This window comes from Streptomyces sp. NPDC050732 (assembly GCF_040654255.1).
Lineage (GTDB): Bacteria > Actinomycetota > Actinomycetes > Streptomycetales > Streptomycetaceae > Streptomyces.
Genome location: NZ_JBFAHP010000040.1, coordinates 42,460 through 65,968, shown reverse-complemented (window position 1 = coordinate 65,968; position 23,509 = coordinate 42,460). Strand labels below are relative to the sequence as shown.

The window sequence follows — 23,509 nt, the reverse complement described above, 5'->3', positions numbered from 1 at the left end:
CTCGGGGGAGGGTGCGGCGGGTGCCTGTCAGGCGGACCTGTCAGCCGGACAGCGGGTCCAGGACCAGCGGCTGGATCTTGCCCTCCAGCATCGCACCGAGCCCCAGCACGGCGCACACATCCGGCCGTTCCGCGATTTGTACGGGCATTCCCGTCGCGTCCCGCAGCATCTGGTCGAGGCCGGGGAGGAGCGCGCTGCCGCCGACCAGCATGATGCCGCGGTCCGCGAGGTCGGCCACCAGGTCCGGCGGGCAGTCGCGCAGCACCTTGCCGATGCCGTCGAGGACGGAGGTGAGCGGGGTGTGGATCGCCTCGCGGACCGCGGCCGTGTCCACCTGGACCGAGCGGGCCACGCCCGTCGCGACGTCCCTGCCGTGGATCTCCGTGGACTCGGGCCCCTGCGGGGTGAGGCCGTTGCCGCGCAGGGCGAGCTGGAGGGGGCGTACGGACTGGGAGGGCAGCATCAGTTCATGCTGGTGGCGCAGGTGCTGCACGATCGCGTTGTCGATGGCCTCGCCGCCCACGGGTACGCGTTCCGCGGTCACGATCGAGCCGAGCGAGAGGACCGCGACCTGGGTGGTTGCGGCACCGCAGACGAGGATCATCGTCGCCTCGGGGCGCTCCACGGGGAGGCCGCAGCCGACGGCCGCCGCGATGAGGGTGTCCACCAGTTCCACGCGGCGGGCGCCGAGCCCGACCATCGTCTCGACGGCGGCGCGCTGCGCCAGCGGGTCCGCGTCGTGCGGGGTGCAGGCGGCGGCCCGCAGCCGGGGCTTGCGGCGCAGGGTGCGGCGGAGCTTCTCGCCGAGCAGGTGCCGCAGCATGCGCTGGGCCATCTCGATGTCGACGACGGTGCCGCCGGAGACGGGCCGGACCACGCGGATGTAGCCGGGCGTACGTCCCGTCATCTGCTCGGCGAACTGGCCGACCGCGATGAGCGCGCCCGTCCGCGTGTTGACGGCGGCGGCGCTCGGCTCGTCGACGACGAGTCCCGCGCCCTTCACGAACACCCGGGTCCTCGCGGCACCCATGTCGACGGCGATGTGGCAGCGGCGCAACTGCTCCAGACTGACGGTCATGGCAGATCCTCCCGAGAGCGCAGACCGTACGGACCGTCGGACGGCGGTCCTGTCTCGCATCGTGCGGCGCACGCGCGCGGCTCGCGCGCTGGGTTGAGCCGGGCGGGGTGCCGCCGCACGGGTGGTGTTGGGGGGCGTCGCGGGCAGTGCGGTCGTTCCCTTGCTTCGGGTCGTTCCGGCGGTGCCGTCACCGACTGGCGGGAATGTGCCCTGGCGGCTTTCCGCCACGTTCCGTCAACTCTCGTGCAACACAAGGCCGCTGACACTTTTCGCAGCACCCGGGCACCAGCCCTGCCCGGGTCCGACGAAGAGAGGCAGCCTCCATGACCAGAGCCTCCATGACCAGAGCCCCCGTGCGGCGCAGCGCCCGCATGCGGCGAAGAGCCGCGCTCGTGGCCGCCGCCGGTCTCGCGTTCGCCCTGCTTCCCGCCGGGCAGGGCGGCGCCGTGGCCGCCGCAGCCCCCGGGCCGGCGGCCGCCCCCACCCCCGCCCAAGCCCACTCCGTCACCCTCATCACAGGTGACGAGGTCACCGTCACCCGGCTTCCCGGTGGCCGGCAGGCCGTCACCGTCGACCGGCCCGCCGGGGCGAGCGGGGCGGTGCGCAGTCAGCTGACGGACGGGCACCTCACCGTCGTACCGGACGAGGCGCGGCCGTATCTGCGCTCCGGTGTCCTCGACGAGCGGCTGTTCGACGTGACCGAGCTGATCCGGCAGGGGCTCGCGTCCGCGGAGCCGGGGGAGGAGGGGAGGGCGGGCGGTGGGCTGCCCCTCATCGTCACGTACGACAAGAAGGCCCGCGGCGCGCACGAGCTGCCGCGCGGGGTCGAGAAGGTGCGCTCCCTGGAGAGCGTCGGGGGCGTCGCCGTCACCGTGGAGCGGCCGGACGCGCTGTGGCGTTCACTGCGCGGGAAGGCGTCCGGCGTCGACGAGGCGCCCGGCAGCGCCGAGGCGTCCAGCCTCGGCAAGGCGTCCGGCAGCGCCGAGGCGCCCAGCCTCGGCAAGGCGTCTGGCAGCGACAAAGCGTCCAGCCTCGATAAGGCGTCCGGCATCGCCAAGGCGTCCAGCCTCGGCAAGACGTCCGGCAGCGACAAGGCGTCTGGCAGCGCCAAGGCGCCCAGCCCCGGCAAGGCGTCCGGCAGCGACAAGGCGCCCAGCCTCGGCAAGGCGTCCAACCTCGACAAGGCGTCCAGCCTCAGCAAAGCGTCCGGCATCCACAAGGTGTGGCTCGACGGGCGTGTCGAGGCGGATCTGGCGCGGAGCAACGCGCAGATCGGCACCCCGAAGGCCTGGGAGGCCGGGCTCACGGGCAAGGGCGTCAAGGTCGCCGTCCTGGACACCGGCTTCGACACCGGGCACCCGGACCTGAAGGGGCGCGTCGCGGAGTCCAGGAGCTTCATACCCGGCGAGGAGGTCACCGACCGCAACGGGCACGGGACGCATGTCGCCTCCACCGTCGGCGGGAGCGGCGCCGCCTCCGACGGCGGCAAGGAGAAGGGCGTCGCACCCGGCGCCTCGCTCGCCGTCGGCAAGGTCCTCAGCGACGAGGGCTTCGGCAGCGAATCCGAGATCATCGCGGGCATGGAGTGGGCGGCGAAGGACGTCGACGCCAGGATCGTGTCCATGAGCCTCGGCTCGCAGGAGGCCAGTGACGGCACCGACCCGATGGCCGCCGCCGTGGACGCGCTCTCCGAGGAGACCGGCGCCCTCTTCGTCGTCGCGGCCGGGAACACCGGCGCGCCTTCCTCCATCGGCTCGCCCGGCGCCGCCGGCTCGGCGCTGACCGTCGGCGCCGTCGACTCCGCCGACGAGGCCGCGTACTTCACGAGCCGGGGCCCGCGCGCCGGTGACCACGCGCTCAAGCCCGACCTGTCGGCGCCCGGCGTCGACATCCTCGCCGCCCGCTCCCAACTCGCCGACGGTGAGGGGTTCTACACCGAGATGAGCGGTACGTCGATGGCGACGCCGCACGTCGCGGGCGTCGCCGCCCTGCTCGCCGAGCAACACCCCGACTGGACGGGTGCGCGGCTCAAGGACGCCCTGATGTCCACGGCGAAGCAACTCGACGCGTCAGCGTACGAGTTGGGGGCGGGCCGGGTCAGCGTGCCGGACGCCGTCGACGCGCGCGTCACCGCGACCGGCAGCGCCGACCTCGGCTTCTACGGCTGGCCCTACGACGCCAACGAGCCGGTCGACAGGACCATCACGTACACGAACACCGGCGACCAGGACGTGAAGTTGAGTCTCGAAGCGCAGGGCGCCCCCGACGGTGTCGTCACGCTCGCCGAGTCCACCCTCACCGTGCCCGCGCACGGCACCGCGTCCACCACCGTCACCGGCGACGGCGCGAAGGCGCCCGTCGGGAACACCAGTGGCGCCGTCGTCGCGAGCGCCGGCGGGAAGAAGGTCGCGCACACCGCGTTCGGGCTGGTCAAGGAGGAGGAGCGGTACACGCTCACCGTCCACGTCAAGGACCGTGGCGGCGCCGCCGCCTCCGCCGACCTCGTGGTGCGGCGGCTCGCCGGGGGCACCGAGCCGTTCCCGGCCGCCGTCGGTGACTCCGGCACGCTGAAGCTGCGCCTGCAGCCGGGCACGTACGCCCTCTCGACCTTCCTCGACGTGCGGGGCAGCAAGGGCGCGGACTCCCTCGGCCTCGGTTTCCTCGCCGACCCGGAGATCCGCCTCGACCGGGACCGCGCCATCACCCTGGACGGGCGGAAGCTGCGCGAGATCAGGGCCGACGTGGGCCGGCGCACCGAGACCAGGCAGCTGCTGATGGAGTACGACAGGAAAGCCGGCGGCGCCGACCTGATGGGCGCCGTCCAGGTACCCGTGAAGTACGACAGCGTCTTCGCCGCGCCGACCGGGAAGGTCACCGAGGGCAGCTTCGAGTACCGCACCGTGTGGCGGCTCGGGAAGCCCACGGTGGCGGTGAAGGGCCTGCGCGAGGCCGTCGCCCAGCCCGGCGGGACGATCGCCGAGGGGCGGCGGACGTGGACGCTGGTGGACGCGGGCGACGGCACCCCGGCCGCGTACGAGGGCAAGGACGTGCGCGGCAAGGCCGTCGTCGTGCGCCGTACGGACGCGGTGACGCCGGAGCGGCTCGGGCAGGCCGCGCAGGACGCGGGCGCCGCCGCGCTGTTCGTGACGGACGGCCGGGCGGGGCGGCTGAACGCCTGGTTCGGCACGGCCGACAACAGTGACCGGCCGCTGCAGATCGCCACGGTCGACGCCGCCGACGGGGCCCGGCTGATCGCGGCGGCGAAGGCGGGCGGGAAGGCCGAGAGCACGGGAACCCGCAACACCCCCTATGTGTACGACCTCTCCGAGGGGCACGAGGGGGCCGTCCCCAAGGACCTCACGTACGAGCCGACGAAGCGTGAACTGGGCGTCCTCGCCACGAAGTTCCACGCGGTGAAGCCCGCGGCGGGCGGCGAGTACCGCTACTCCATCACCGACACCTTCCCCGTCGGCCTCGGCTTCCAGGAGAAGATCGACTACCCGGCCGAGCGTACGGAGTACGTCTCCACGGGCAAGGGCCGGCGGTGGCACGAGTCCGTGTCCACCGGTCCCGGCGCGCTGGAGGAGCGCAGCGGCCTCGTCGCCTACCGGGGCGGCAGGCACACGGAGTTGAACTGGTTCAAGCCGGTGCTGCACCCCTGGCTCGGCACCGGGCTCGGCTGGGGCCAGACGCGCAGCGGGAACGACCTGGCGTTCAACGTGCCCGGCTGGGGCGACTCGGGACCCGACCACACCGGCTTCGGCGACGTCTGGAGCGAGGATTCGATGACGCAGGTCAGCGAGGTCTTCGTGGACGGGGTGAGCGCCGACCGGCGCAAGAGTTCGGGCGTGTACGTGTGGGACGCGGACCCCGCCGAGCACACGTACAAGGTCGTGACCGACACGACCCTGGCCCCCGAACGGTGGCATCTCGGGACGAAGGGCCACGCGGAGTGGACGTTCCGGTCCAAGGAGACCCCGGCCGGCAGGAAGACGTTCCTGCCGCTCCTGAACCTCGGGTTCGACGTCGACACGTCCCTGTCGGGTGACGTGCGGGGCGGGCGGACCGTACCGGTCGGGCTCTTCGCGGAGTACGTGAAGGGGGCACCGGACACGGGCGTCATCGGGGGCGGGAAGCTGTCCGTCTCGTACGACGAGGGGGTGACGTGGAAGGAGGTCACCCTGGAGCGGGGCAGCAAGAAGGCGTCCTGGGCCGGTCAGTTGAGGGTGCCGCGTGACGCCGGGTCCGTGTCGTTGCGGGCCTCCGCCTCCGACGATCGGGGCGGGGCCGTCTCCCAGGAGATCATCCGGGCGGTGGGGGTGAAGTAGCCCCGAGGGTGGGGCCTCGTGTCGCTCACCGACGCGGGGCTCCACCCCGGGCCCCGCTCCTCAGTCGCCGGAGGGGCTTGATTCCCGCACCAGCGCCCGCTTCATGATCTTCCCCATGTCGTTCCGCGGCAGCGCCTCCAGATACCGCACCACCCGCGGCCGCTTGTGCGGAGCCAGGCTCGACGCCACATGGTCCGCCAACTCCCCTGCGGACGGCGGCTCCTGGGGGTCGGCGGGGACCACCCACGCCACGATCCGCTCGCCCAGGTCGGGGTCCGGCTCGCCGGTGACGGCGGCCTCCCGCACCCCGGCGTGTTCGAGCAGCGCGTTCTCGATCTCGCCCGCGCCGATCTTGTAGCCGCCGCTCTTGATGAGGTCGGTGGCCTTGCGGCCGACGATGCGCACATAGCCGTCGGCGTCCCGGACGGCCATGTCGCCGGTGCGGAACCAGCCGCCCGGCGCGAAGGCCGCCGCGGTCGCGTCCGGGCGGTTCAGGTACTCCGTGAACAGGTTGGGGCCGCGCACCTGGATCTCGCCGACCGCCTCGGGGCCGCCGTCCGCCGCGATCTCCTCGCCCGCCTCGTCGACCAGCCGCAGTTCGACGCCCGGCAGCGGTACGCCGACCGCGCCCGCGCGGGGCTCGCCGTCGGCCCGCACGCTCGTGTTCATCAGGGTCTCCGTCATGCCGTACCGCTCGATGACGCGGCGTCCCGTGGCGGCCGCGATGCGCTCGTGGTCGTGGACGGGGAGCGCCGCCGAGCCGGACACCAGGAGCCGCGCCCCGGCCAGCGCCTTCGCCAGCTCCGGGTCGTCCGGCAGGGCCTCGGCGATCCGGTGGTACATCGTCGGCACCCCGAACAGCATGGTCGCCCCGGAGCCGAGCTCGCGCGTCACGCCCTCGGTGCCGAACCGGCCGAGGTGCCGCACGGAGCCGCCGCGCCGCAGCGGGCCGAGCGTGCCGAGGATCAGGCCGTGCACGTGGAAGAGTGGCAGGCCGTGCACGAGGACGTCGTCGCCGGTCCACTGCCAGGCGTCCGCGAGGGCGTCCAGCGTGGCGGCGATCGCGCGGCGCGGCAGGACGGCGCCCTTGGGCGGGCCCGTGGTGCCGGAGGTGTAGACGATCAGGGCGGGGGATTCGGGGGCCGGTTCGGTGGGCGCCGCCGCAGGGCGGGCCGCGTCGTCCGGCCGTACGTCGACGTCCTGCCGTGCCACGTCGGCCAGGGCGGGCGGCAGTGGGACGCCGGGCTCGGCGAGCACCAGGGAAGGCGCGCTGTCGCGCACGATGTGCGTGAGCTCGGAGCCGCCCGACTTCGGGTTGAGCGGCACGGCCGGCACCCCGGCGAGCAGCGCGGCGACCACACTGACGGCCGTCTCCAAGGATGGGGTCGCCCAGACGGCGACCCGGCTCTCGTCGCGCAGCCGCAGCGCCAACGAGCCCGCCACCGAGGCGAGTTCGGGGTAGGTCAGCGAGCGGTCGCCGAACCGGAGGGCCTCGCCGCGTGCGGCGTCGAGAGCCGGGAAGAGGGGGTCCACGTGTCGTACTCCTCGAAGTGACGTCGGGGTGGTCCGTGCGGAGCATGTGCGGTCTCCGCACCGGGGCGTGATGAGAGTGTCACGCACGCCCCACGACACGGCGACGCCGCCTCCCGTGGGACGGGGGAGGCGGCGTCGCTGCTTGCTGTCGTGGTGACGTCAGACCAGCCAGCCGAGGAAGTGGGCGAGGCCGGCGACGACGTCAGTGATGAGGTTCATGGTGGTGCTTCTCCTTGTGGGACTTTCAGGAAGGTGCCGGACCCGCGGACGCGGGTCCAACTCCCCGGTCCCGTATGGGACATGGACCGGGGGCGCGGTCACGGTCTGCAGCCCGTCGCTCGCGCACCGTAAGCATCGTCAATCACAGGGGCCGCACGCAATTCCTGGCGTGACGATCACCTGTTCCAGGGAACAACTGCCCAGTCGTTCGCATCCGTTGTTCGCATTCGCTCCGGCCCTCAGTACGTCAGCACCACACCCGCATACGACACCCCCGCGATCACGCCCCACGAGATGAGCCCGAGTGCCGCCACCCGGCCGCCCGTACGGGTCAGGGACGGCAGGTCGACCGCGCTGCCGAGGCCGAACAGGGCGGCGGCCAGGAGGAGTTCCTGAGCCGTATGGGCCAGGTCGAGCGCCGTGCCGGGCAGCCGGCCGGTGGTGCGCAGGGCCACCATGGCGAGGAAGCCGGCGACGAAGAGCGGCACGAGCGGCGGCCGCTTGGCGCCCGTGGTTCCGGCTGCGGAAGCCGGGACCCGTCGGCGTGCCCGTACCGAGAGGGCCACCGCCGCGACGAGCGGCGCGAGCAGCGCGACCCGCATCAGCTTGACCAGGACCGCGTCGCCGAGCGCCCCCGCACCCGCCGTCTGCGCGGTCGCCACGACCTGCCCGACGTCGTGCACGCTCGCCCCGACCCACCGCCCGAACTCCGCGTCGCTGAGCCCCAACGGGTGCTGAAGGAGGGGGAGTACGGCTATCGCGAGCGTGCCGCACAGGGTCACCAGCGCCACCGAGGTGGCCGTGTCCCGTTCGTCGCTCTCGGACACCTCGCTGACCGCGCCGATCGCGGACGCGCCGCAGATCGAGTAGCCGGTGGCGATCAGCAGCGGCTGGTCGCCGCGCAGCCCCATGCGGCGGCCCAGCCACCAGGTGCCGCAGAAGGTGACCGCGACGACGCAGAGCACCATCGCGACCGAGGCCCAGCCGAGCCCGAGCACGTCGTCCAGGCTCAGCTTCAGACCGAGCAGCACGATGCCGACGCGCATCAGCCGCTTCCCCGCGAACGTCAGCCCGGCCTTGCCTGGACCGCGTACGAACGCGTGCGCGGCGCCCGGCAGGTGGGCGGCGGCGATGCCCAGGACCACGGCGGCGGTGAGCATCGGCACGCCGGGCACCAGCCGGTGCACGCCCCAGGCCACGGCGACGCCCAGCACGGCCAGCGTGAGGCCGGGCAGCTTGCGGGGCGGGCGGGCGAGGGGGGTGGTGGCGCGCGGCGTACGGGACTTCGGGCGTTCGCCGAGGAGTGCCATTACCGGTCGGCCGGGAGTTCGTACACCCGGCGGACGCTGCTGCCCAGGCGGGCGATGTCCGCGCCGTAGATGTGGATCGATATCGCGCGGCTGCCGCAGGCGTTCCACACCCGGTGGATGTCGCCGGGCGGCGCGAAGCCGCAGACCGAGCCGCGCGGGTTGACGACGTCCTCCGTGGCGACGAGCCGGGCGGCGCCGCCGTTCTCGGCGGCGGGCACAAGACGGTAGCGGCGCTCATGCTCCTCGCCCTCGTGGACGCCCGTGACGCACCACGACACGTGGTCGTGGACGGAGGTCCGCTGCCCCGGCAGCCAGACGAGCGCCACGATGGAGAAGCTGCCGTCGTGCTCGGCGTGCAGGACGTGCTGGCGGTAGTGGTCGGGGTCGCCCTCGCACTGCTCGTCGGTGAGCAGATCGGCGGTGCCGAGGTGCGGGGCGAGCCGCTCGCCGACCAGGTACGCGGTGAGGTCGGGGGGCAGGCCGCGCCCCACGGCCTCGCGGACGTCGGTGACGAGGGCGTCGAGGCGCTCTGTGGTCCGGGCGGCCCGGTACGCGGTCGGAGTGCTCATACGGGCAGCGTCGCGCCGCCGATCCATCACGTCCAACGACAGTCTTTTGGCAACCCCCCAACTTCCGCTTATGGACGGTGGGGCGCGAGGGTGCGGACGATCAGCAGCCGACGCGGTTGGCGGCCACGGTCCGCAGCTCGTCGAGGACCAGGGCGGTGGCCGGTATCCGCAGATGGTCCTTGAGGACGTACGCCGACACCTGGCGCCGTGACGCCGGGTCCAGGGCGCGGCCCGTCACCTTCCGGTGGCAGAGGAAGTTCAGGACGAGGCCCGGCATCATCGCGATGCCGAGCCCCTCGGCAACCAGGCTCTGCACCACCAGGTTGTCGTCGGTGGTGAAGGCGATGTCCGGCGCGAAGCCCAGCTCGGCGCACTCGTGCAGGAAATTGGCCCGGCAGCGCGGGCAGCCCGCGATCCACCGCTCGTCCGCCAGCTCGGCGAGCCTGACCGACCGCTGGCGCGCCATCCGGTGCCCGGTCGGCAGCAGCACGGTCAGCTGGTCCTCCAGGAGCGGGATCTCCGCCAGCTCCTCCGGCACCTCGTCGTGCAGGCCGGGATAGGTGAAGGCGAGCGTGATGTCGCACTCGCCGCGCACCACGCGCCGCAGCGACTCGGGCGGCTCGTCCTCCAGGAGCTCCACGCGCACGCCCGGGTGCCCGGTGGCGAGCCGGGCCAGGGCTTCGGGGATGAGGGTCGCGTTGGCGCTGGGGAACGCGCAGACCCGCACCCGGCCCGAGCGCAGCCGCGTGATCGCGTTCATCTGCTGCTGGGCGGCGGAGATGTCGTCCAGGATGATCCCCGCGTGCCGCGACAGCGCCTCGCCCGCCTCGGTCAGCCGCATGCGGCGGCCCACGCGGGTGAACAGCGGAGTGCCGACGGACCGTTCCAGAGCCTTCATCTGCTGGGTGATCGCCGGCTGCGTATAGCCGAGCGAGCGGGCGGCCGCCGAGTACGAACCGGCCCGGACCACCTCGTGGAACGTCCTGATGTGCCGTGAATCGAACACCGCTGAATCATAAGCAGATGTTGGAGGCGGCGAACAAGACCGGTGCCGGGCTTTTGCCTCCGGGGCACGCCTCTTCCTCCCCGGAGGCGGGTGAGGCGCGGTTGTTAGCCTGCGGTGGCTGTGACCGCGTACGAACAAGGAGTCCCCGTGACAAGCCCCCGCATCGCACTGGTCACCCGTCGGCCGATGCCCGCCCACGACCACGACCTGCCGTCCCTCGCGCGGGCCCTCGGCGAGACGGGGGCCGAGGCCCACGTCGTCGGCTGGGACGACCCGGACGTCGACTGGTCCGGATTCGACCTCGCGGTGATCAGGTCCACATGGGACTACAGCTGGCGCGCCGGGGAGTACGTGGCGTGGGCCGAGCGGTGCGCCCGGCTCACCCGGCTCGCCAACCCCGCCGACGTCGTCCGGTGGAACACCGACAAGCGCTACCTCGGCGAGCTCGCCGGGGCCGGCGTGCCCGTCGTGCCGACGCACTACCGCGCGCCCGGCGACGCCACGGAACTCCCCGCCACGGACGGTGAGTTCGTGGTCAAGCCGACCTCCGGGGCCGGGGCGCGCTACGCCGCCCGCTACCGCGCCGACGAGCGGGAGGCCGCGCTGGCGCACCTGGCCCGCATGCACGAGGAGGGCTTCACCGCCATGGTGCAGCCCTACATGCGGCGCATAGACGTCACCGGCGAGCGCGCCCTCGTGTTCTGCGGCGGACACTTCCTGCACGCCGTCCAGAAGGGCGCGGTCCTCGCACCCGGCACGGCCTACGACGCGGCCAAGACGGCACACCCCGACCTGCGCCCCTGGCAGCCCACCGACGCCGAACTCGACGTCGCCGACCGCGCGTTGGCCGCCGTGCCGGGCTCTCCCGACCTGCTGTACGCGCGCGTGGACCTCGTCGACGGCCCCGACGGCGGCCCGCACGTCATGGAGCTCGAACTCGTCGAGCCCAACCTCTTCCTCGCCGTGCACCCCGGCTCGCTGCCCCGCGTCGCGGAGCTGATCCACAAGGCGGCGCTGTAGCGCCTCCCGAGAAGGCTCTCCCTCACTCGCGGGCGAGGACGAGTACGGAGTTGTGCCCGCCGAAGCCGAGCGACGTGGTCACCGCACAGTCCAGACGGACGCTCCTGGTGGTCGGGGCCACCTCGACGGGCACGCGCGGGTCCTGCGTACGGAGATTGACCGTGCCCGGCACCAGCTGCTCCTCCAGGGCCAGGACGGTGAAGGCGGCCTCGATGCCGCCGGCGGCGCCCAGGGTGTGCCCGGTCATGGACTTGGTGGAGGTCACCAGCGGGCCCTCGCCAAGGACCCGGTGCAGCACGGCGCCCTCCACCAGGTCGTTCATGACGGTGGAGGTGCCGTGCGCGTTGACGTGTCCGACGTCGCCCGGGGCCACCTGGGCGTCGGCCAGCGCGGCGCGCAGCGCCAGCTCGACGCCGGCCTCGCTCGGGGCGACGGGGGAGGAGGCCTCACTGGAGGTGGTGGCCCCGTACCCGCGGACGGCGGCCCGCGACCTGGCGCCGCGGGCCCTGGCGTGTTCCGCACGCTCCAGGACCAGCATCCCGGCGCCTTCCCCCACGACGAAGCCGTCCCTGTCGACGTCGAACGGGCGGCAGGCGGCGGCGGGGTCCGCGGTACGGGTGGACAGCGCCTTCGCGTTGCACGTACCGGCGAAGACCGCCCGGGTGCACATGGACTCCGCGCCGCCCGCGACGGCGATGTCGCAGGCCCCGGCGCGCAGCAGGTGCAGCGCCGTGCCGATCGCGTCGGTGCCGGAGGAGCAGGCGGTGGCCACCGCGAGGCTCGGCCCGCGCGTGCCGAGGTCCCGGGCGACACTGCCGGCCGCTCCGTTGACGACGCTCAGCGGCGCCAGCCTCGGCGACACCCGGCGGGCGCCGCGCTCGGTGAGCGTGGCGTGCTGCTCGGCGTAGAAGTCGAGGCCGCCGTGGGCCGAACCGACGACCACCGCGACCCGGGTGCTGTCCCAGACGTCCGGGCCGAGGCCCGCGTCCGCCACGGCCTCCCGTGCCGCGACGACGGCCAGCTGGGCGAAGCGGTCCATGAGCCGGTGGCTCGCCACCCCGAGCACGGCGTCGATGTCGAGGTCGAGGCCGTCGATGGTGTACATGAAGTCGCAGGGCAGGTCCCGCAGCGCGGCGGGCCGCCGCACCCCGCGGGGGGTGGTGGCGTTGGTGACCCGGTCCCAGGTGTCCTTCACGCCGATGCCCGCGGCGGTCACCAGACCGAGGCCCGTCACCGCGGCCGTGACGGGCTCCCGTGCCGCCCCCGTCATGCCGCCACTGCCTTCTGGTGCGCGGCGGCCTGCGGGAGGTCCTTCTTCAAGAGAAACGTCGCACGCTCGGTGACTTCCACTTCGGTACCGCTCCTTGTTCGCGATGGACACGTGGGGAACGCGTCACCGCGCGGCAAGTCACGGTTGCCTGTGGGTACTGAATGAACGTTGGAGCAACCCCCAGGTGAACTCCGCGACGCACGGCCGCAGTTCACCCTCCGCGTCCGGCGCTTCGAACGCGAGGCCCCACCGCGTCGGCGCCGACCCCTCCATGGGACGCGCCGGAGCGAACGCGCGCGCCGCCTCGTCGACCGTGCACGACCACGGGGCCAGGTCGTCGAGCGTCCGCAGCTCGGGAGCCGGTGCCCCGGGCGCGCGTACGAGCCAGTCGTTCCACACCGCCCCGTTCGGCGCGAGCAGCACCTCGAAGCGCAGGTCGGGCCAGAGCGGCACCGGCCAGCGCAGCGCCTCGCACTCCAGGTCGCCGATCCGGCGGCGGTCGGCCGACTCCGGGGTGCCGAGGACCGAGCGGTAGCGCGCGGCGGCGCCCCGGGAGCGCGCGGAGCGGGTCATGGCCTGCCAGCGGCGGTTGGCCTCCCGCATGTCCGCGACGGAGACGCCCAGTTCGTGCCGGGCGTCCGCCACCAGGTCGGCGTTGTGGTCGGCCATCCTGCGCAGCAGGACCAGCTGGAAGTCCAGCGGCGTGAACGGACGCGAGGCGCGGGGAGAGCTAGCGGACATGCACCCCATCGTCGCGCACCGCGAGCGCTCCCGGGCGGTGACCGTCGGGCAGGAACAGGACGGAGTTGACGTACCGCGGGTGTCTCGGCGTGAGCACCCGGCGCAGCAGGCCCTGCGACACGACGTACGACGTGCCGGACTGGTGCTCCTCCAGGTCGAAGGAGGCCAGGGGCAGCCACGTGTCGTGCGGCAGCACCCAGCCCCGGTAGCCGTGGCCGCGGGTCAGGAGCTCCACGATCGGGGCGGTCGGCTGGATGCGGGACTCCAGCTCGATGAAGATCGCGGGGCGGTCGCGGGTGATCAGCTCGTGCGCGCCGCGCAGCACCGGCAGCTCGTTGCCGTCCACGTCGATCTTGAGGAAGTGCACGTTCCGCAGGCCGAGCCCGTCCAGGGTCACGCACGGCACGTCCACGGCGACGTGGTGGATGTCGCGGCGGACGAGGGACGACACGCCCCGCTCACCGCGGTCGCCGCGCGGCAGCCAGAGCCGGGCCGTGCCCGGGCGGTCCGTCGCCGCGGCCTGGACCACCCGGACGTTGCCCGGCGTGCTGGCGGAGAGCAGCCGCGCCAGGTGCGGCACCGGCTCGACGGTCACCACGCGGTGCGCGCGCGAGGCGAGCCGCCGTGTCCACGGGCCGTACCAGCCGCCGACGTCCACGGCGGTGCCGCAGCCCGGCGGGCAGAGGTCGGCGAGCCGTCCGAGCTCCGGCTCGAAGCGGGGGTAGACCAGCCGGGCCAGGGCGGCGATCAGCCGGTCGGGGACATAGGGCGCCACGCGGGCGGCGAAGGTCATGGGCACCCTCTCGTCAGGGGGACATTCGTTTGAGCAGTTGTTCGTGCGCGTCCTCGGGGACCTGTTCGCCGGAGGAGGGCAGCAGCTGCGGTATGCCGTCGACGACGGGGTAGCGGCGGCGCAGCCGCGGGTTGTACAGCGACTCCTCCGGTACGAGGGGCTCCTCGGGGGAGAGCAGGTGCAGCGGGCCCTTGTCGAGCGGGCAGGCGAGGATCTTCAGCAGCGGGTCGTCGGGGTTCATCCGCTGGTCAACTCCTTGGGGGCGGTCGAGGGTCGGGGAGTGGTGCCGTCGTGCTTCGGCATGGCGACGAGCACGGACACGGCGAGGACGGTGCCCGCGATCCGCAGCGTCAGGCGCACCGGTTCGTGCGGCAGCGCCTCGCCGAACGCGAGCGTGCCGAGCACCGCGGTGAACAGCGACGTCACCGTCGTGCACACCGGGACGATCAGCGACGCCCGGCAGCGCTGCAGGGCGGCCTGCGACATGATCAGGCCGAACGCGCCGGTGAACAGCAGCAGGTAGGGGTAGGGCGAGCGCAGCAGGCCGCCGAGCGCGCCGCCGATGTCCTCCGTCGTCAGATAGCTGGACACGCCCTTGATGGCCAGGGAACTCACCCCGTACAGCAGGCCCACGGCGACGCCGTACTCGACGCCCGCCGTCGGCATGCGGTGCCGGTGCCTGGCGCGGCGCTCCGCGGAGCCGTACAGCCAGACGCCGGCCGCGAGCGACGGCAGGCAGACCGTGAGGATGAGCGCCACGGGCGCGCCGCGGCCGACCGTGTCGCTGTCCTCGCTGAGGGAGAGGACCACCATGAGCAGCGCGAGCAGGATCGCGGCGACCGCGTACCGCTCGCGGCCCGTGGTCCGCTCGCCGAGCAGGACGGAGGAGAGCAGCAGGAGGAGGACCAGGCCGGAGACGAAGATGCCCTGCGCGGCGGCGATCGGCAGGGTGCGGTAGACGGCCAGCTGGGCGGCGAAGCCCGCCGCGAGGGACAGTGAGCCGCCGATCCACAGCCAGCTGCCGAGCACCTGCCGCAGCAGCCGGCCGGGTTTGCGGACGCTGACCGACGGCATGGCGGTCAGCGCCCGCTTCTCCAGGACGAAGCCGGTGCTGTAGAGCAGGTTCGCGATCAGTGCCGCGGCCACGCCCCACCACATGGTCAGGCCTTTCGGGCGTGCAGCAGGAGGATCGAGGCGGCGCTGGGCACGGCGCAGGCGAGGCGGTCCAGGGCGCGCAGCGGGCGCGGCACGCCGTGGAAGGGGGCGCCGGACAGGCGTACGACCTCGAAGCCCGCGGCCGCGACGAACTCGCGCAGGGCGCGGGCCGTGTACAGCCGCAGGTGGCCCACGACCTCCTTGCCGGGGCGGCCGTGGATGGCGCGCAGGCTGACCTCGGAGAAGACGGGCTGCACACCGGCGAGGAGCAGGCCGCGGTTGTACCAGGCGGCGAGGTTGGGGGTGGAGAGCATCAGGTGCCCTCCGGGCCGCAGCACCCTTCGCAGCTCGTCGAGGGCGCTGTCCGGGTCGACTAGGTGTTCGACGACCTCGCTGAACAGCACGGCGTCGGCGGTCCCGTCGGAGAACGGGAGTCCGCCGTCGGAGAGTTCACCGCGCACGACGTACGGGAGCCGGGTGTGCGCGCGCTTCAGGGCGTCCTGCGACCAGTCCACGCCGATGACGCGGTGGCCCGCGAGGACCGGTGCGGCGGTCGCCGCGGCCGTGCCGTCCCCGCAGCCGATGTCGAGGACCGTGGCGGTGCGGGTGGTGGCGGGGCCGAGCGCGGCGGCGAGGATGCGGGCCTGGCGGAGGCTGCGGGCGTCGCCGGACGCGACGGGGACGGCCGGGTTCTCGTAGAAGTCCCGGAGTTCGGTGGGGCGTTTGGTGGTCGCGGTGGTCACTGGGGCCCCTCCTGCTTCTTCGCGTTCTTCTGCGCGCCGTGGTCGCCGGGCTCGGTGTGCTCCGTCGCGTGGAGGTAGTGCTCGAAGAGGTCGCGCAGGTGTGCGCCGTCGCCGTGGCTGAGCAGCGTCTTCGACCAGCGCAGGGCGAGGTGGAGGCGGCCCGCCGTGGAGGCCGTCGTCACGGTGAGGCCGCGGGGCAGCCGGGCCGGCGCGGAGAACCACACGGCGTGCGCGCGGCCCGCGTCGCCGAAGTCCAGGGCGTAGGGGACGCGGCCGATGTTGCTGAGGAGCGTCGTCGACGTCCAGGGCGCGGCGGCTCTGCGCAGGCCGCGGGTGGCGGCGGCCCTGAGGGTGACGGGGAGGACCGGCGCGGTCAGGAGCGCGGCGCCGCGGCCCAGCTGGGGGCGGGGCAGGGCCTTGAGGGCGCGGGTGCGTTCGGAGGTGCGGCGCAGCAGGTCGCGGGTGGCCTCCGGGGTCCAGTCGCGCGAGGCCAACTCGTGGGCGCCGAAAGCCACTTCGACCAGGCGGGTGCCGTTGCCGATCGGCATGGTGGCGTCGCGGGGGCGGTCGTCGACGGGCATCGTGATGCGGAAGGGGCGGGGCCGGGCGCCGTGTTCGCGGTTCCAGTGGGCGATCATCAGCGCGGTGGCGACCATGAGCTGGTCGTTCACGGTGAAGGGGGAGCCCTTGGGGCGGCGCGGCACCGGGAGCTCCGCGACGAGCATGCCGTTGCCGGGGGAGGGCTCGGGCGAGCCCTTCGCGACGCGGGCCGGGGGCGACCAGCCTGACGGGGCGTCGGGCGGCGGCTGTTCCTGTGCGGCCTGCGGTCCGGCGGGCGCACGGGACGGCGGGGCCGCCGGGGAGTTGTCCCGGCCGCCGTAGAGCTCCGCGGCCGTCGCCAGGACGCGCAGGCAGGCCGGACCGTCCAGAGCGGTGTGGTTGATGGTGAGGAAGAGGACGGAACCCCGGCTCTCGGCCCCCGGCGTGCCGTCCGTCGGGGAAGGCGTCACCACCTCCAGGCGGATCGGCGGCGAGGACGTCAGCGGCGGCGCCTCGGCCAGGGCGCGTTCGCGGGCCCGTTTGAGGGCGTCCGGTTCGGCGGGCGGGAACGTCACGACCTCCACGTCCGGTTCCGCCGTCAGCTCCCACTCGTAGCGGCGGCGGTACCAGGGGCCCCGCGCCTCCCGCATCAGGATGCGGGGGTGGCGGCGCAGGGCCTCGGCGAACGCGGTCCTGAGGCGGTCCGGGTCCGGGGTGCCCGGCAGGTGTACCTCGATGTGCACGGTCTCCGGCTCCTCCTCCTGGAGGCAGTGCCGGGAGACCTCGTCGACGACGGGGAACGGCACGCGCGCGGGCGGCCGGCCGGGGCCGTCCGCACGCCGTGCCGGATGTTCCAGTGCGGTCATCGCTGGGTGCCTTCTCCTGTCGTGGACTTCCGCCCGCGGCGTGCGAGGCGCATGGCCCTGCGGCCCGGCGGTGCGGGCTCGGGCTGGGCCGTCGCGGGGCCGCGGGCCGAGACGGTCGGGCCCGCGTCGTGCCGGGGCGCTTCCGGTGCGGTGTCCGGGCCGCCTCGGGTGCGGCGGGGCAGCGGGGGCGTCGCGGGGGCGGGTCCGGGGGCGGGCGGGTAGGGCGGGACCGGGCCGTACTCCAACGTATCCGTGGCGCGGTGCCGTGTCTCCCGTACCGTCACCAGCGCCGCGAACAGGGCGACGAGGGCGAGGAGTTGGGCCACCGGGCCGAAGGCGCCCTCGTCCGCCGACGCGGCCTCGCCCGCGCCCGTCGCCGCCGCGATGCCCGCGCCCGCCATCGCCAGGAACGCGACCGGCACCAGGAGCGCGTGACGCCACCAGGCGAGGAGGGCGAGCGCCGGGACCAGCAGGGCGAAGGGGCCCGCGATCACCGCGGCCACCAGCGTGAGCGCCACCGTGCCGAGGACGATGCCGGGGGCGGGCGGCGGTCCTGCCGGGGCGTCCGGGTCGGTGTCGCGGCGCCGCGAGAGGACCAGGACGAGGCCCGCCAGGGCGAGGACGCCGACGCCGGCCAGGATCAGCCCGATCTCGTAGATCTGCGACGGCTCGTAGGTCAGCTTGACCGTGCCGCCCTCGCCGTTCGGCACCAGCCACCCCTGCTGCCAGCCGTCGAGCCGCACCGAGGTGAGCTCCTTGCCGTTGAGGGTCGCCTTCCAGCCGTCGTTCACGTTCTCGTACGTGGTGAGGTACGAGGCCGCTCCCGAGCCGACCGTCAGCTCCCGGCGGTCGCCGAGCCAGTCCTTGACCTTCAGGTCGCGGGAGACCGTGTCGACCTCGCCCGGCGTGCCGTGGGTCAGCGACGCGTCCATGACGGCCAGCGGGCCCGCGTCCCCCGTCTCCACGCTGTGCGCGCCCGCGCCGAGCCGGACCGCCGAGGACTTCTCGCCCTCCTGGCAGAGCGTGATGTCGACCGGGCGCCGCTCGGTGAGGTCCCGGACCCGGCCCTTGGCGCTCGTCTCGTACAGCTCGCCGTCGATCGACATCGTCGGGCCCTGGCCGCAGGGCAGCGAGAAGCGGTCCGCCGGGTCGGGCTGCTTGGTGCGGTACTCGTCGAGCGCCGGGACGTACACCTCGGTGAGGCCGACGGGCAGCTGGAGGTCGTCGTCCGCCACCGGGTTGTGGACCGTGAGCGGCGCGGTCTCCGTGATGGTGATGTCCATCTCGTCGGTGGTGATCGGGGTGAAGCGGGCGTTGCCGTGCTCGTCCACGCCCGCGGTCGCCGCGCCGTCCGGCGAGCTGATCTCGATCTTCACGGGGCGGGTCGACAGGCCGCCCGCGGCGGGCAGCACGATCTCGCCCACCGGCTGCTTGCCCGGCCACTTGAGGTGGATGACGGGGCGGTCCGCGGAGCCCGCGATCCAGCCCGTCGTCAGGTCGCCGTCGGTGAGGTTGCGCGGCGACAGACCGCTGCCAAGACGCGCCGTGGAGTCCGCCGTCGCGATGATCTGCCGCTCCTGCTCCGGCGCCACCTTGTACAGCAGCTCGTCCAGTGCGGCGCCCGGCACGGCAACCGCGCTCGCCCGGAACTCGTACGCGCCCTCACCCGTCGTCGTGAAGCGGCGGTGCAGACCGGCCTCGGCGTTCACGGGCGACAGCGCGCTCGGGTCCGACGAGCGGTGCATGGAGTACGTCGTCGCCTTGGCGTCGGTGGACTTCTCCGCGTCCGTGGGGAGCTGGAGGAGCTTGGTGACGCGCACGTCCGGGATGCTGATCTCCGCGAAGCCCGCGCCTGCCAGACCGGGGCGCGGCTCCTCGGTGTCCACGATCGTGATCCTGACCCAGTCGGTGGTGCCCGCGCGGGCCTTGATCCGCTGGGCCGTGCCGTTCGGCTGGAGGTCGCTGGTGACGCTGCCCCGCTCCGTCTCCACGCGCACCCGGGTGGGCGCGGACCGCACGCCGTCCTGCGGCAGCGGCGTGACACGGAAGGAGGACGGGACCGCGACCTTCGCGTTGAACTCGGCCTTGATCCACTCGCCGTCCGCCGCACCCGCGCCGCCCTCGGCCCAGGCCGTGGCCGGGTTCCCGTCGAACGCGTTCACCGGGTCGTACTGCGGCAGGTGGAAGAGCCAGTTGCCGTAGCTGGACGCGGAGACCGACTTGGCGCCGCGCAGCTCCGCCGTCGTCTGGTGCTCGATGCCCTTGGTCGGCAGGATCTGGTGCGGCTTCTTGTCCGGGTCCTGCACGGCGTCGACCGCGTTCCGCTCGTCGCGGCCGTACGTGTAGGAGGTGTTGGAGTTCACCAGGCCGAAGCGGGTGTCGGCGCGACGCAGGCCGTCGCCGACCGCCTGCAGGCCCGGCGCCCCGATGCCCGGGTGGTTGTCGCCGGTCAGGACGGCCGGGCGGTCCCGCATCGACGGGTCGGCGGAGAGCGGAAGCAGGGCCTCCGGGCCGCCGCTGACGACCGCCGTGTTGGAGACCGGCTTCAGGCCCGCCTGGCCGGGGCGCTCGGCGCCCTTCCCGGGGGCGTAGATCTCGACCGCGCGCTGGCGCGGATAGAGCCCCTCGATTTGGATCGGGGTGTCGTCCTCGATCTTCCCGCCGGTCGTCGTCGGACCGAGGCCCGTGACGCGGCTGAAGCCCGACTCCTCCAGGGTCCGCTTCACGGTCGAGGACGGGACGTGGCCGACCTGGTCGGGGTCGAGGTCGTTGCGCACGACGACGTAGTACAGGCCCGCACGCGTCAAGTAGTCCCGCAGACCCGGCACTTCGCCACCGGTCATCAGCGCCTGCTCGACCGCGTCCATCGCGCGGCGGTTGCCCGGCGTGCCGAACGGCACGTAGTCGCGCTGCGCCCACCGCGAGTCGGCGAGCACGTCCAGGGGCTGGTCGATGGGCGAGCCCCAGGTGTAGATGCCGTGCGCGGTCGCGGGGACGACGAGGGCACGGGAGTCGGGGGAGTACTTCTCCAGCCAGTCGGCCGTCGCCTGCCAGTACGTCGGCAGCTTCTGGAACGAACCGGGCTGCAGGATCGAGCCGTTGACGTACGGCCAGGCGAGGCCGGGCAGCACCAGGGCAGCGGCCATCAGCGGCGCGAAGCGCCGTCCCCGCACCGGCCGCGCGCCGCGCGCCAGGGAGGCCACGCCCACCAGGTGCATCAGCCCGAAGACCAGTGCGAGCGCCAGGCCCGTCTGGAACTTGTAGATGTTGCGGAACGGCACCAGGCCGCCGTTCAGCCAGGACTGGACGGTGTCGTGGAAGGGCGCGCCGAACGCGCCGCCGTACCCGGCGAGCGTGACCAGGACGACGGAAAGCACCGTCAGGACCAGCCAGCGCCGCTCCGGCAGATCACGCCGCGCAAGGCCCGCGAGGCCGAGCGCCGCCGCGAGCGCCGAGCAGACGATCGTCACGACGGCCGTCGCCACCGTCCACCCCGCGGGCAGCCACGCCTCGCCGAAGTGCAGGTACGCGACCCAGTTCCCGGCGCCGCGCAGCGTCTCGGTCGCCGACATGGTCCCCGTCGTGGTGGCCGAGTTCTCCACGTACGGAAGGAAGTTCTCGCCGTGGATGCCGAGCATCAGCAGCGGCACGACCCACCAGGCCGTGGCGAGGACGACACCCGGCACCCACCAGGTGATCAGCTTCCGCTTGCGCGGGCCGTTCGGTCTGGAGAGGAGGTAGAGACCCACCGGCAGCAGCGAGGCGAGCGTCGCCGCCGCGTTCACCCCGCCCATGAACGGGATGATCAGCGCCGAGCGGCACGCGGCGAGGCGCGCGCTGATCCGCTCGTCGGCGAGCGGCAGCAGCACCCACGGCAGCACCGCGCCGGGCAGCGCGGCCGCCGACGTCGACCCCACCACCACGGTGAACGTCGGCCACAGCGCGTACACCACCGCGCCGAGCAGCCGGCTGTGGCGGCTGCCGATGCCGAGGCGCTCGGCGAGCCGCAGCGCGCCCCAGAACGCCCCCGCCACGATCAGCGAGAGCCACAGCCGCTCGGCCAGCCACACCGGCAGCTGCACCAGGTCGGCCAGGCCGTAGAACGGCAGCATCGGGAAGACATAGCCGACGTACTGGTCCTGGATGCCGCCGAAGCCGCCCCGGTCGTGCCAGAGCTGGCCCAGGTCGGCGAGGAACTGCCAGGGGTCGACGGCGACACCGAGCTTGGTGTCGAACGTCATCCGCCCCGGTTTCACCGCCAGGAACAGCACGAACACCACGGCCCAGAACCCGAGCAGCCAGCGCCGCGAGCGCGGCCCCCGCGAGGGTTCGGGGGCATCGGTCGTGGGTCTTACGGCCGCCGGGGGTGGGGCCTGGACCGTGGTCATGGACACCGCCTGAGAATGAGAAGGAGATTCCAGGTCGCGATCTCGCGCACACCCGGCACCTTGGTGATCGCCCCGGCCAGGAACGGCCAGTAGCGCGAACGCGCCGATACGACGGCCACGTCGTCGCGGCCCCGCACCTCGCGCAGGGTCGTGCCGACGTGGTGGGCGAAGAGGTTCTCGCCGAGCGTGTGCTTCGCGGCCTTGCCGGTACGCCGTTCATAGCGGGCGCGGGCCCGGTCGGCGCCCAGATAGTGCCAGGGCGCCCACTCGTGCCCGCCCCACGGGGAGAGCCAGTTGGTGAACGAGACATAGATCAGACCGCCGGGCCTGGTGACCCGGACCATCTCGCTCAGGAACGTCTGCGGGTCCTCGACGTGCTCCAGGACGTTCGAGGAGAACGTGACGTCGGCGACGCCGTCCGCCAGCGGCAGCAGATACCCGTCGGCCACCACCGAACCCTCCGGCGGCTTGGCCCCCAGCTCGGCCGGATCCGGCTCGAAGAGGAAGCACTGCGCGCCGCGCCGCCGGAACTCCTCGGTGAAGTAGCCGCCCCCGCCGCCGATGTCGACGACGACGCGGTCCTTCACCGGTACGTACGCCTCGACCTGGTCGGCGGCGTCCCGGGCGAGGAGGGTGTAGCACCGCTCGGGTTCCCGCTGCTCGCGCAGGAAGGCCCGGAAGAGGGTGACGGAACGGCGCAGCGAGGGGTCCTTCACGCAGACCCCTGGGATATTCCGGCCGCGTGGTGGGCGGCGACCGCCTCGGCCGCCACCGACTGGAACTGCCGCACCGTGTTGCCCCAGCGGAACTGCGCGGCCCGCTCACCTGCGGCCTTGCCGAGGGACCTGCGGCGTTCGGCGCTGAGGGCCAGGGTGCACCAGGCGGCGGCGAAGGAGCTCTCGCCGCGGGCGAGGAGCCCGGTCACGCCGTCCTCGACGGAGTCGCGCACCCCCGGGACGTCGAAGCCGATCGAGGGCGTGAAGCGGGTCGCCGCCTCGGTGATGACGAGACCCCAGCCCTCCACGGCCGACGGGTGCAGCAGCATCCACGCCTCGCAGAGCAGCCGGTGCTTCTCCGCCTCGGAGACGTGACCTCTGAACTCGACGCCGGGACCCGCGAGTTGTTCGAGGCGGCCGCGCTCGGGTCCGTCGCCCACGATCACGAGCCTGCCGCCCGTGACGGGTCTGACCCGTTCCCAGAGCCGCAGCAGGAGATCGATGCGCTTGTACTCGACGAGCCGCCCCATCGCGAGGAACAGCGGCTCGTCGGAGCGGGGGTGCAGCGGTCCGGGCTCCTCGACGCCGTTGTGCACGATGCGGATGCGCTCGCGCTCGACGCCGATCGCCCGCAGCGCCGTCGCCGTCGACGGCGACACGGCCACCAGGAGGTTGCCGCGCTGCGCGCCGGACAGCGCCCAGTGCTCAAGCCGTCTGCCGAGCCGCGCCGCGGGGGCGAGGGCGCCCTGGAAACGCATCCCCCACAGGTCGGTGTGGACGTGGTTGACCAGGCACAGGGTGGGCCCGCGGTGCCACAGCGGTGCCAGGTACGGCATGCCGTTGCAGACCTCGACGAGCAGGTCGCAGTCGCCGACCTGCCGGGTGAACGCGGAGCGCGCCCGTACGAAGTGGCCCAGGTCGCTGCCGGCGGACACCACGCGGTAGTCGCGGTAGGCGGCGGGCCCGCCGCACAACAGGGTCACCTGGTGGCCGAGGCCGCTGAGCCCGTCGGCGAGCCGGTCGACGAGGAGTTCGGAACCCCCCGCGGCCGGATTGCCGAGGTCGCGGTGGGCGAGGAAGACGATCCGGCGCGGCTGTGGGGGAGGCGCCGGAGGGCGCTCCGCGCGGCGTGGGGCGGCCGCGCGCAGCGAGGACGGTACGTGCTGGGGCATGCGTGCTCCAACTCGTCTCAGGGTGCGGAACTGTGGGGGGTCCGGTCGGCGGAACGGTCCTG

Annotated in this window: 17 protein-coding genes; 2 read left to right on the top strand and 15 right to left on the bottom strand. The window is 73.6% G+C overall.

Annotation, left to right across the window (positions count from 1 at the left end):
• Positions 1-40 precede the first annotated feature (40 nt).
• Entirely contained in the window at positions 41-1,078 is a 1,038-nt protein-coding gene (locus AB0H82_RS30315) for a rod shape-determining protein (protein ID WP_362998325.1), read from the bottom strand.
• Between the two features lie 323 nt (positions 1,079-1,401).
• Between AB0H82_RS30315 and AB0H82_RS30310 the strand changes: the two genes are divergently transcribed.
• Positions 1,402-5,406: a S8 family serine peptidase gene (locus AB0H82_RS30310; protein ID WP_362998323.1), complete on the top strand. Its 4,005-nt coding sequence runs from the start codon at positions 1,402-1,404 to the stop codon at positions 5,404-5,406.
• A 60-nt stretch (positions 5,407-5,466) separates the two neighbouring features.
• Here the strand turns inward: AB0H82_RS30310 and AB0H82_RS30305 are convergent, their stop codons facing one another.
• The 4 genes from AB0H82_RS30305 to AB0H82_RS30290 all read right to left on the bottom strand — a co-directional run bounded on the left by AB0H82_RS30305 (position 5,467) and on the right by AB0H82_RS30290 (position 10,043).
• Positions 5,467-6,939 (bottom strand): acyl-CoA synthetase, encoded by a 1,473-nt coding sequence (locus tag AB0H82_RS30305; protein ID WP_362998321.1) that lies wholly within the window; start codon positions 6,937-6,939, stop codon positions 5,467-5,469.
• Between the two features lie 458 nt (positions 6,940-7,397).
• Positions 7,398-8,468, bottom strand: a complete 1,071-nt coding sequence (locus AB0H82_RS30300; protein WP_362998319.1) for a putative sulfate exporter family transporter — start codon at positions 8,466-8,468, stop codon at positions 7,398-7,400.
• Positions 8,468-9,037: a cysteine dioxygenase family protein gene (locus AB0H82_RS30295; RefSeq protein WP_362998317.1), complete on the bottom strand. Its 570-nt coding sequence runs from the start codon at positions 9,035-9,037 to the stop codon at positions 8,468-8,470. The genes AB0H82_RS30300 and AB0H82_RS30295 overlap by 1 nt, the downstream gene beginning before the upstream one ends.
• A 100-nt stretch (positions 9,038-9,137) precedes the next feature.
• A complete protein-coding gene (locus tag AB0H82_RS30290) occupies positions 9,138-10,043 on the bottom strand; it encodes a LysR family transcriptional regulator (protein WP_362998315.1) in 906 nt (301 codons plus the stop codon).
• A 186-nt stretch (positions 10,044-10,229) separates the two neighbouring features.
• On the opposite strand from AB0H82_RS30290, the gene AB0H82_RS30285 reads away from it, so the two are divergent.
• Entirely contained in the window at positions 10,230-11,063 is an 834-nt protein-coding gene (locus tag AB0H82_RS30285; RefSeq protein ID WP_362998363.1) for a hypothetical protein, read from the top strand.
• Between the two features lie 22 nt (positions 11,064-11,085).
• Here the strand turns inward: AB0H82_RS30285 and AB0H82_RS30280 are convergent, their stop codons facing one another.
• The 10 genes from AB0H82_RS30280 to AB0H82_RS30235 all read right to left on the bottom strand — a co-directional run bounded on the left by AB0H82_RS30280 (position 11,086) and on the right by AB0H82_RS30235 (position 23,447).
• Positions 11,086-12,333 carry a beta-ketoacyl-[acyl-carrier-protein] synthase family protein gene (locus AB0H82_RS30280; protein WP_362998313.1) on the bottom strand — a complete coding sequence of 416 codons (1,248 nt, stop codon included), beginning with the start codon at positions 12,331-12,333 and terminating at the stop codon, positions 11,086-11,088.
• 138 nt (positions 12,334-12,471) lie between these two features.
• A complete protein-coding gene (locus AB0H82_RS30275; protein WP_362998311.1) occupies positions 12,472-13,083 on the bottom strand; it encodes a hypothetical protein in 612 nt (203 codons plus the stop codon).
• Entirely contained in the window at positions 13,064-13,867 is an 804-nt protein-coding gene (locus tag AB0H82_RS30270; protein WP_362998309.1) for an FkbM family methyltransferase, read from the bottom strand. Before AB0H82_RS30270 ends, AB0H82_RS30275 begins: the two co-directional genes overlap by 20 nt.
• Positions 13,868-13,880: 13 nt before the next feature.
• Positions 13,881-14,108, bottom strand: a complete 228-nt coding sequence (locus tag AB0H82_RS30265; RefSeq protein WP_362998307.1) for a Trm112 family protein — start codon at positions 14,106-14,108, stop codon at positions 13,881-13,883.
• Positions 14,105-15,013 carry a hypothetical protein gene (locus AB0H82_RS30260; protein WP_362998305.1) on the bottom strand — a complete coding sequence of 303 codons (909 nt, stop codon included), beginning with the start codon at positions 15,011-15,013 and terminating at the stop codon, positions 14,105-14,107. Before AB0H82_RS30260 ends, AB0H82_RS30265 begins: the two co-directional genes overlap by 4 nt.
• Before the next feature lie 14 nt (positions 15,014-15,027).
• Positions 15,028-15,765 carry a class I SAM-dependent methyltransferase gene (locus AB0H82_RS30255; protein WP_362998303.1) on the bottom strand — a complete coding sequence of 246 codons (738 nt, stop codon included), beginning with the start codon at positions 15,763-15,765 and terminating at the stop codon, positions 15,028-15,030.
• The gene (locus AB0H82_RS30250) at positions 15,762-17,171 is read right to left on the bottom strand and encodes a condensation protein (protein ID WP_362998301.1); all 1,410 of its coding nucleotides are present in this window, start codon (positions 17,169-17,171) and stop codon (positions 15,762-15,764) included. The genes AB0H82_RS30255 and AB0H82_RS30250 overlap by 4 nt, the downstream gene beginning before the upstream one ends.
• Positions 17,168-21,559 (bottom strand): DUF3367 domain-containing protein, encoded by a 4,392-nt coding sequence (locus AB0H82_RS30245; RefSeq protein ID WP_362998299.1) that lies wholly within the window; start codon positions 21,557-21,559, stop codon positions 17,168-17,170. The genes AB0H82_RS30250 and AB0H82_RS30245 overlap by 4 nt, the downstream gene beginning before the upstream one ends.
• Positions 21,556-22,275 (bottom strand): class I SAM-dependent methyltransferase, encoded by a 720-nt coding sequence (locus tag AB0H82_RS30240; protein ID WP_362998297.1) that lies wholly within the window; start codon positions 22,273-22,275, stop codon positions 21,556-21,558. The genes AB0H82_RS30245 and AB0H82_RS30240 overlap by 4 nt, the downstream gene beginning before the upstream one ends.
• On the bottom strand, positions 22,272-23,447 hold the full coding sequence (locus tag AB0H82_RS30235; protein ID WP_362998295.1) for a glycosyltransferase family 4 protein: 1,176 nt from the start codon (positions 23,445-23,447) through the stop codon (positions 22,272-22,274). Before AB0H82_RS30235 ends, AB0H82_RS30240 begins: the two co-directional genes overlap by 4 nt.
• Positions 23,448-23,509: the final 62 nt, after the last annotated feature.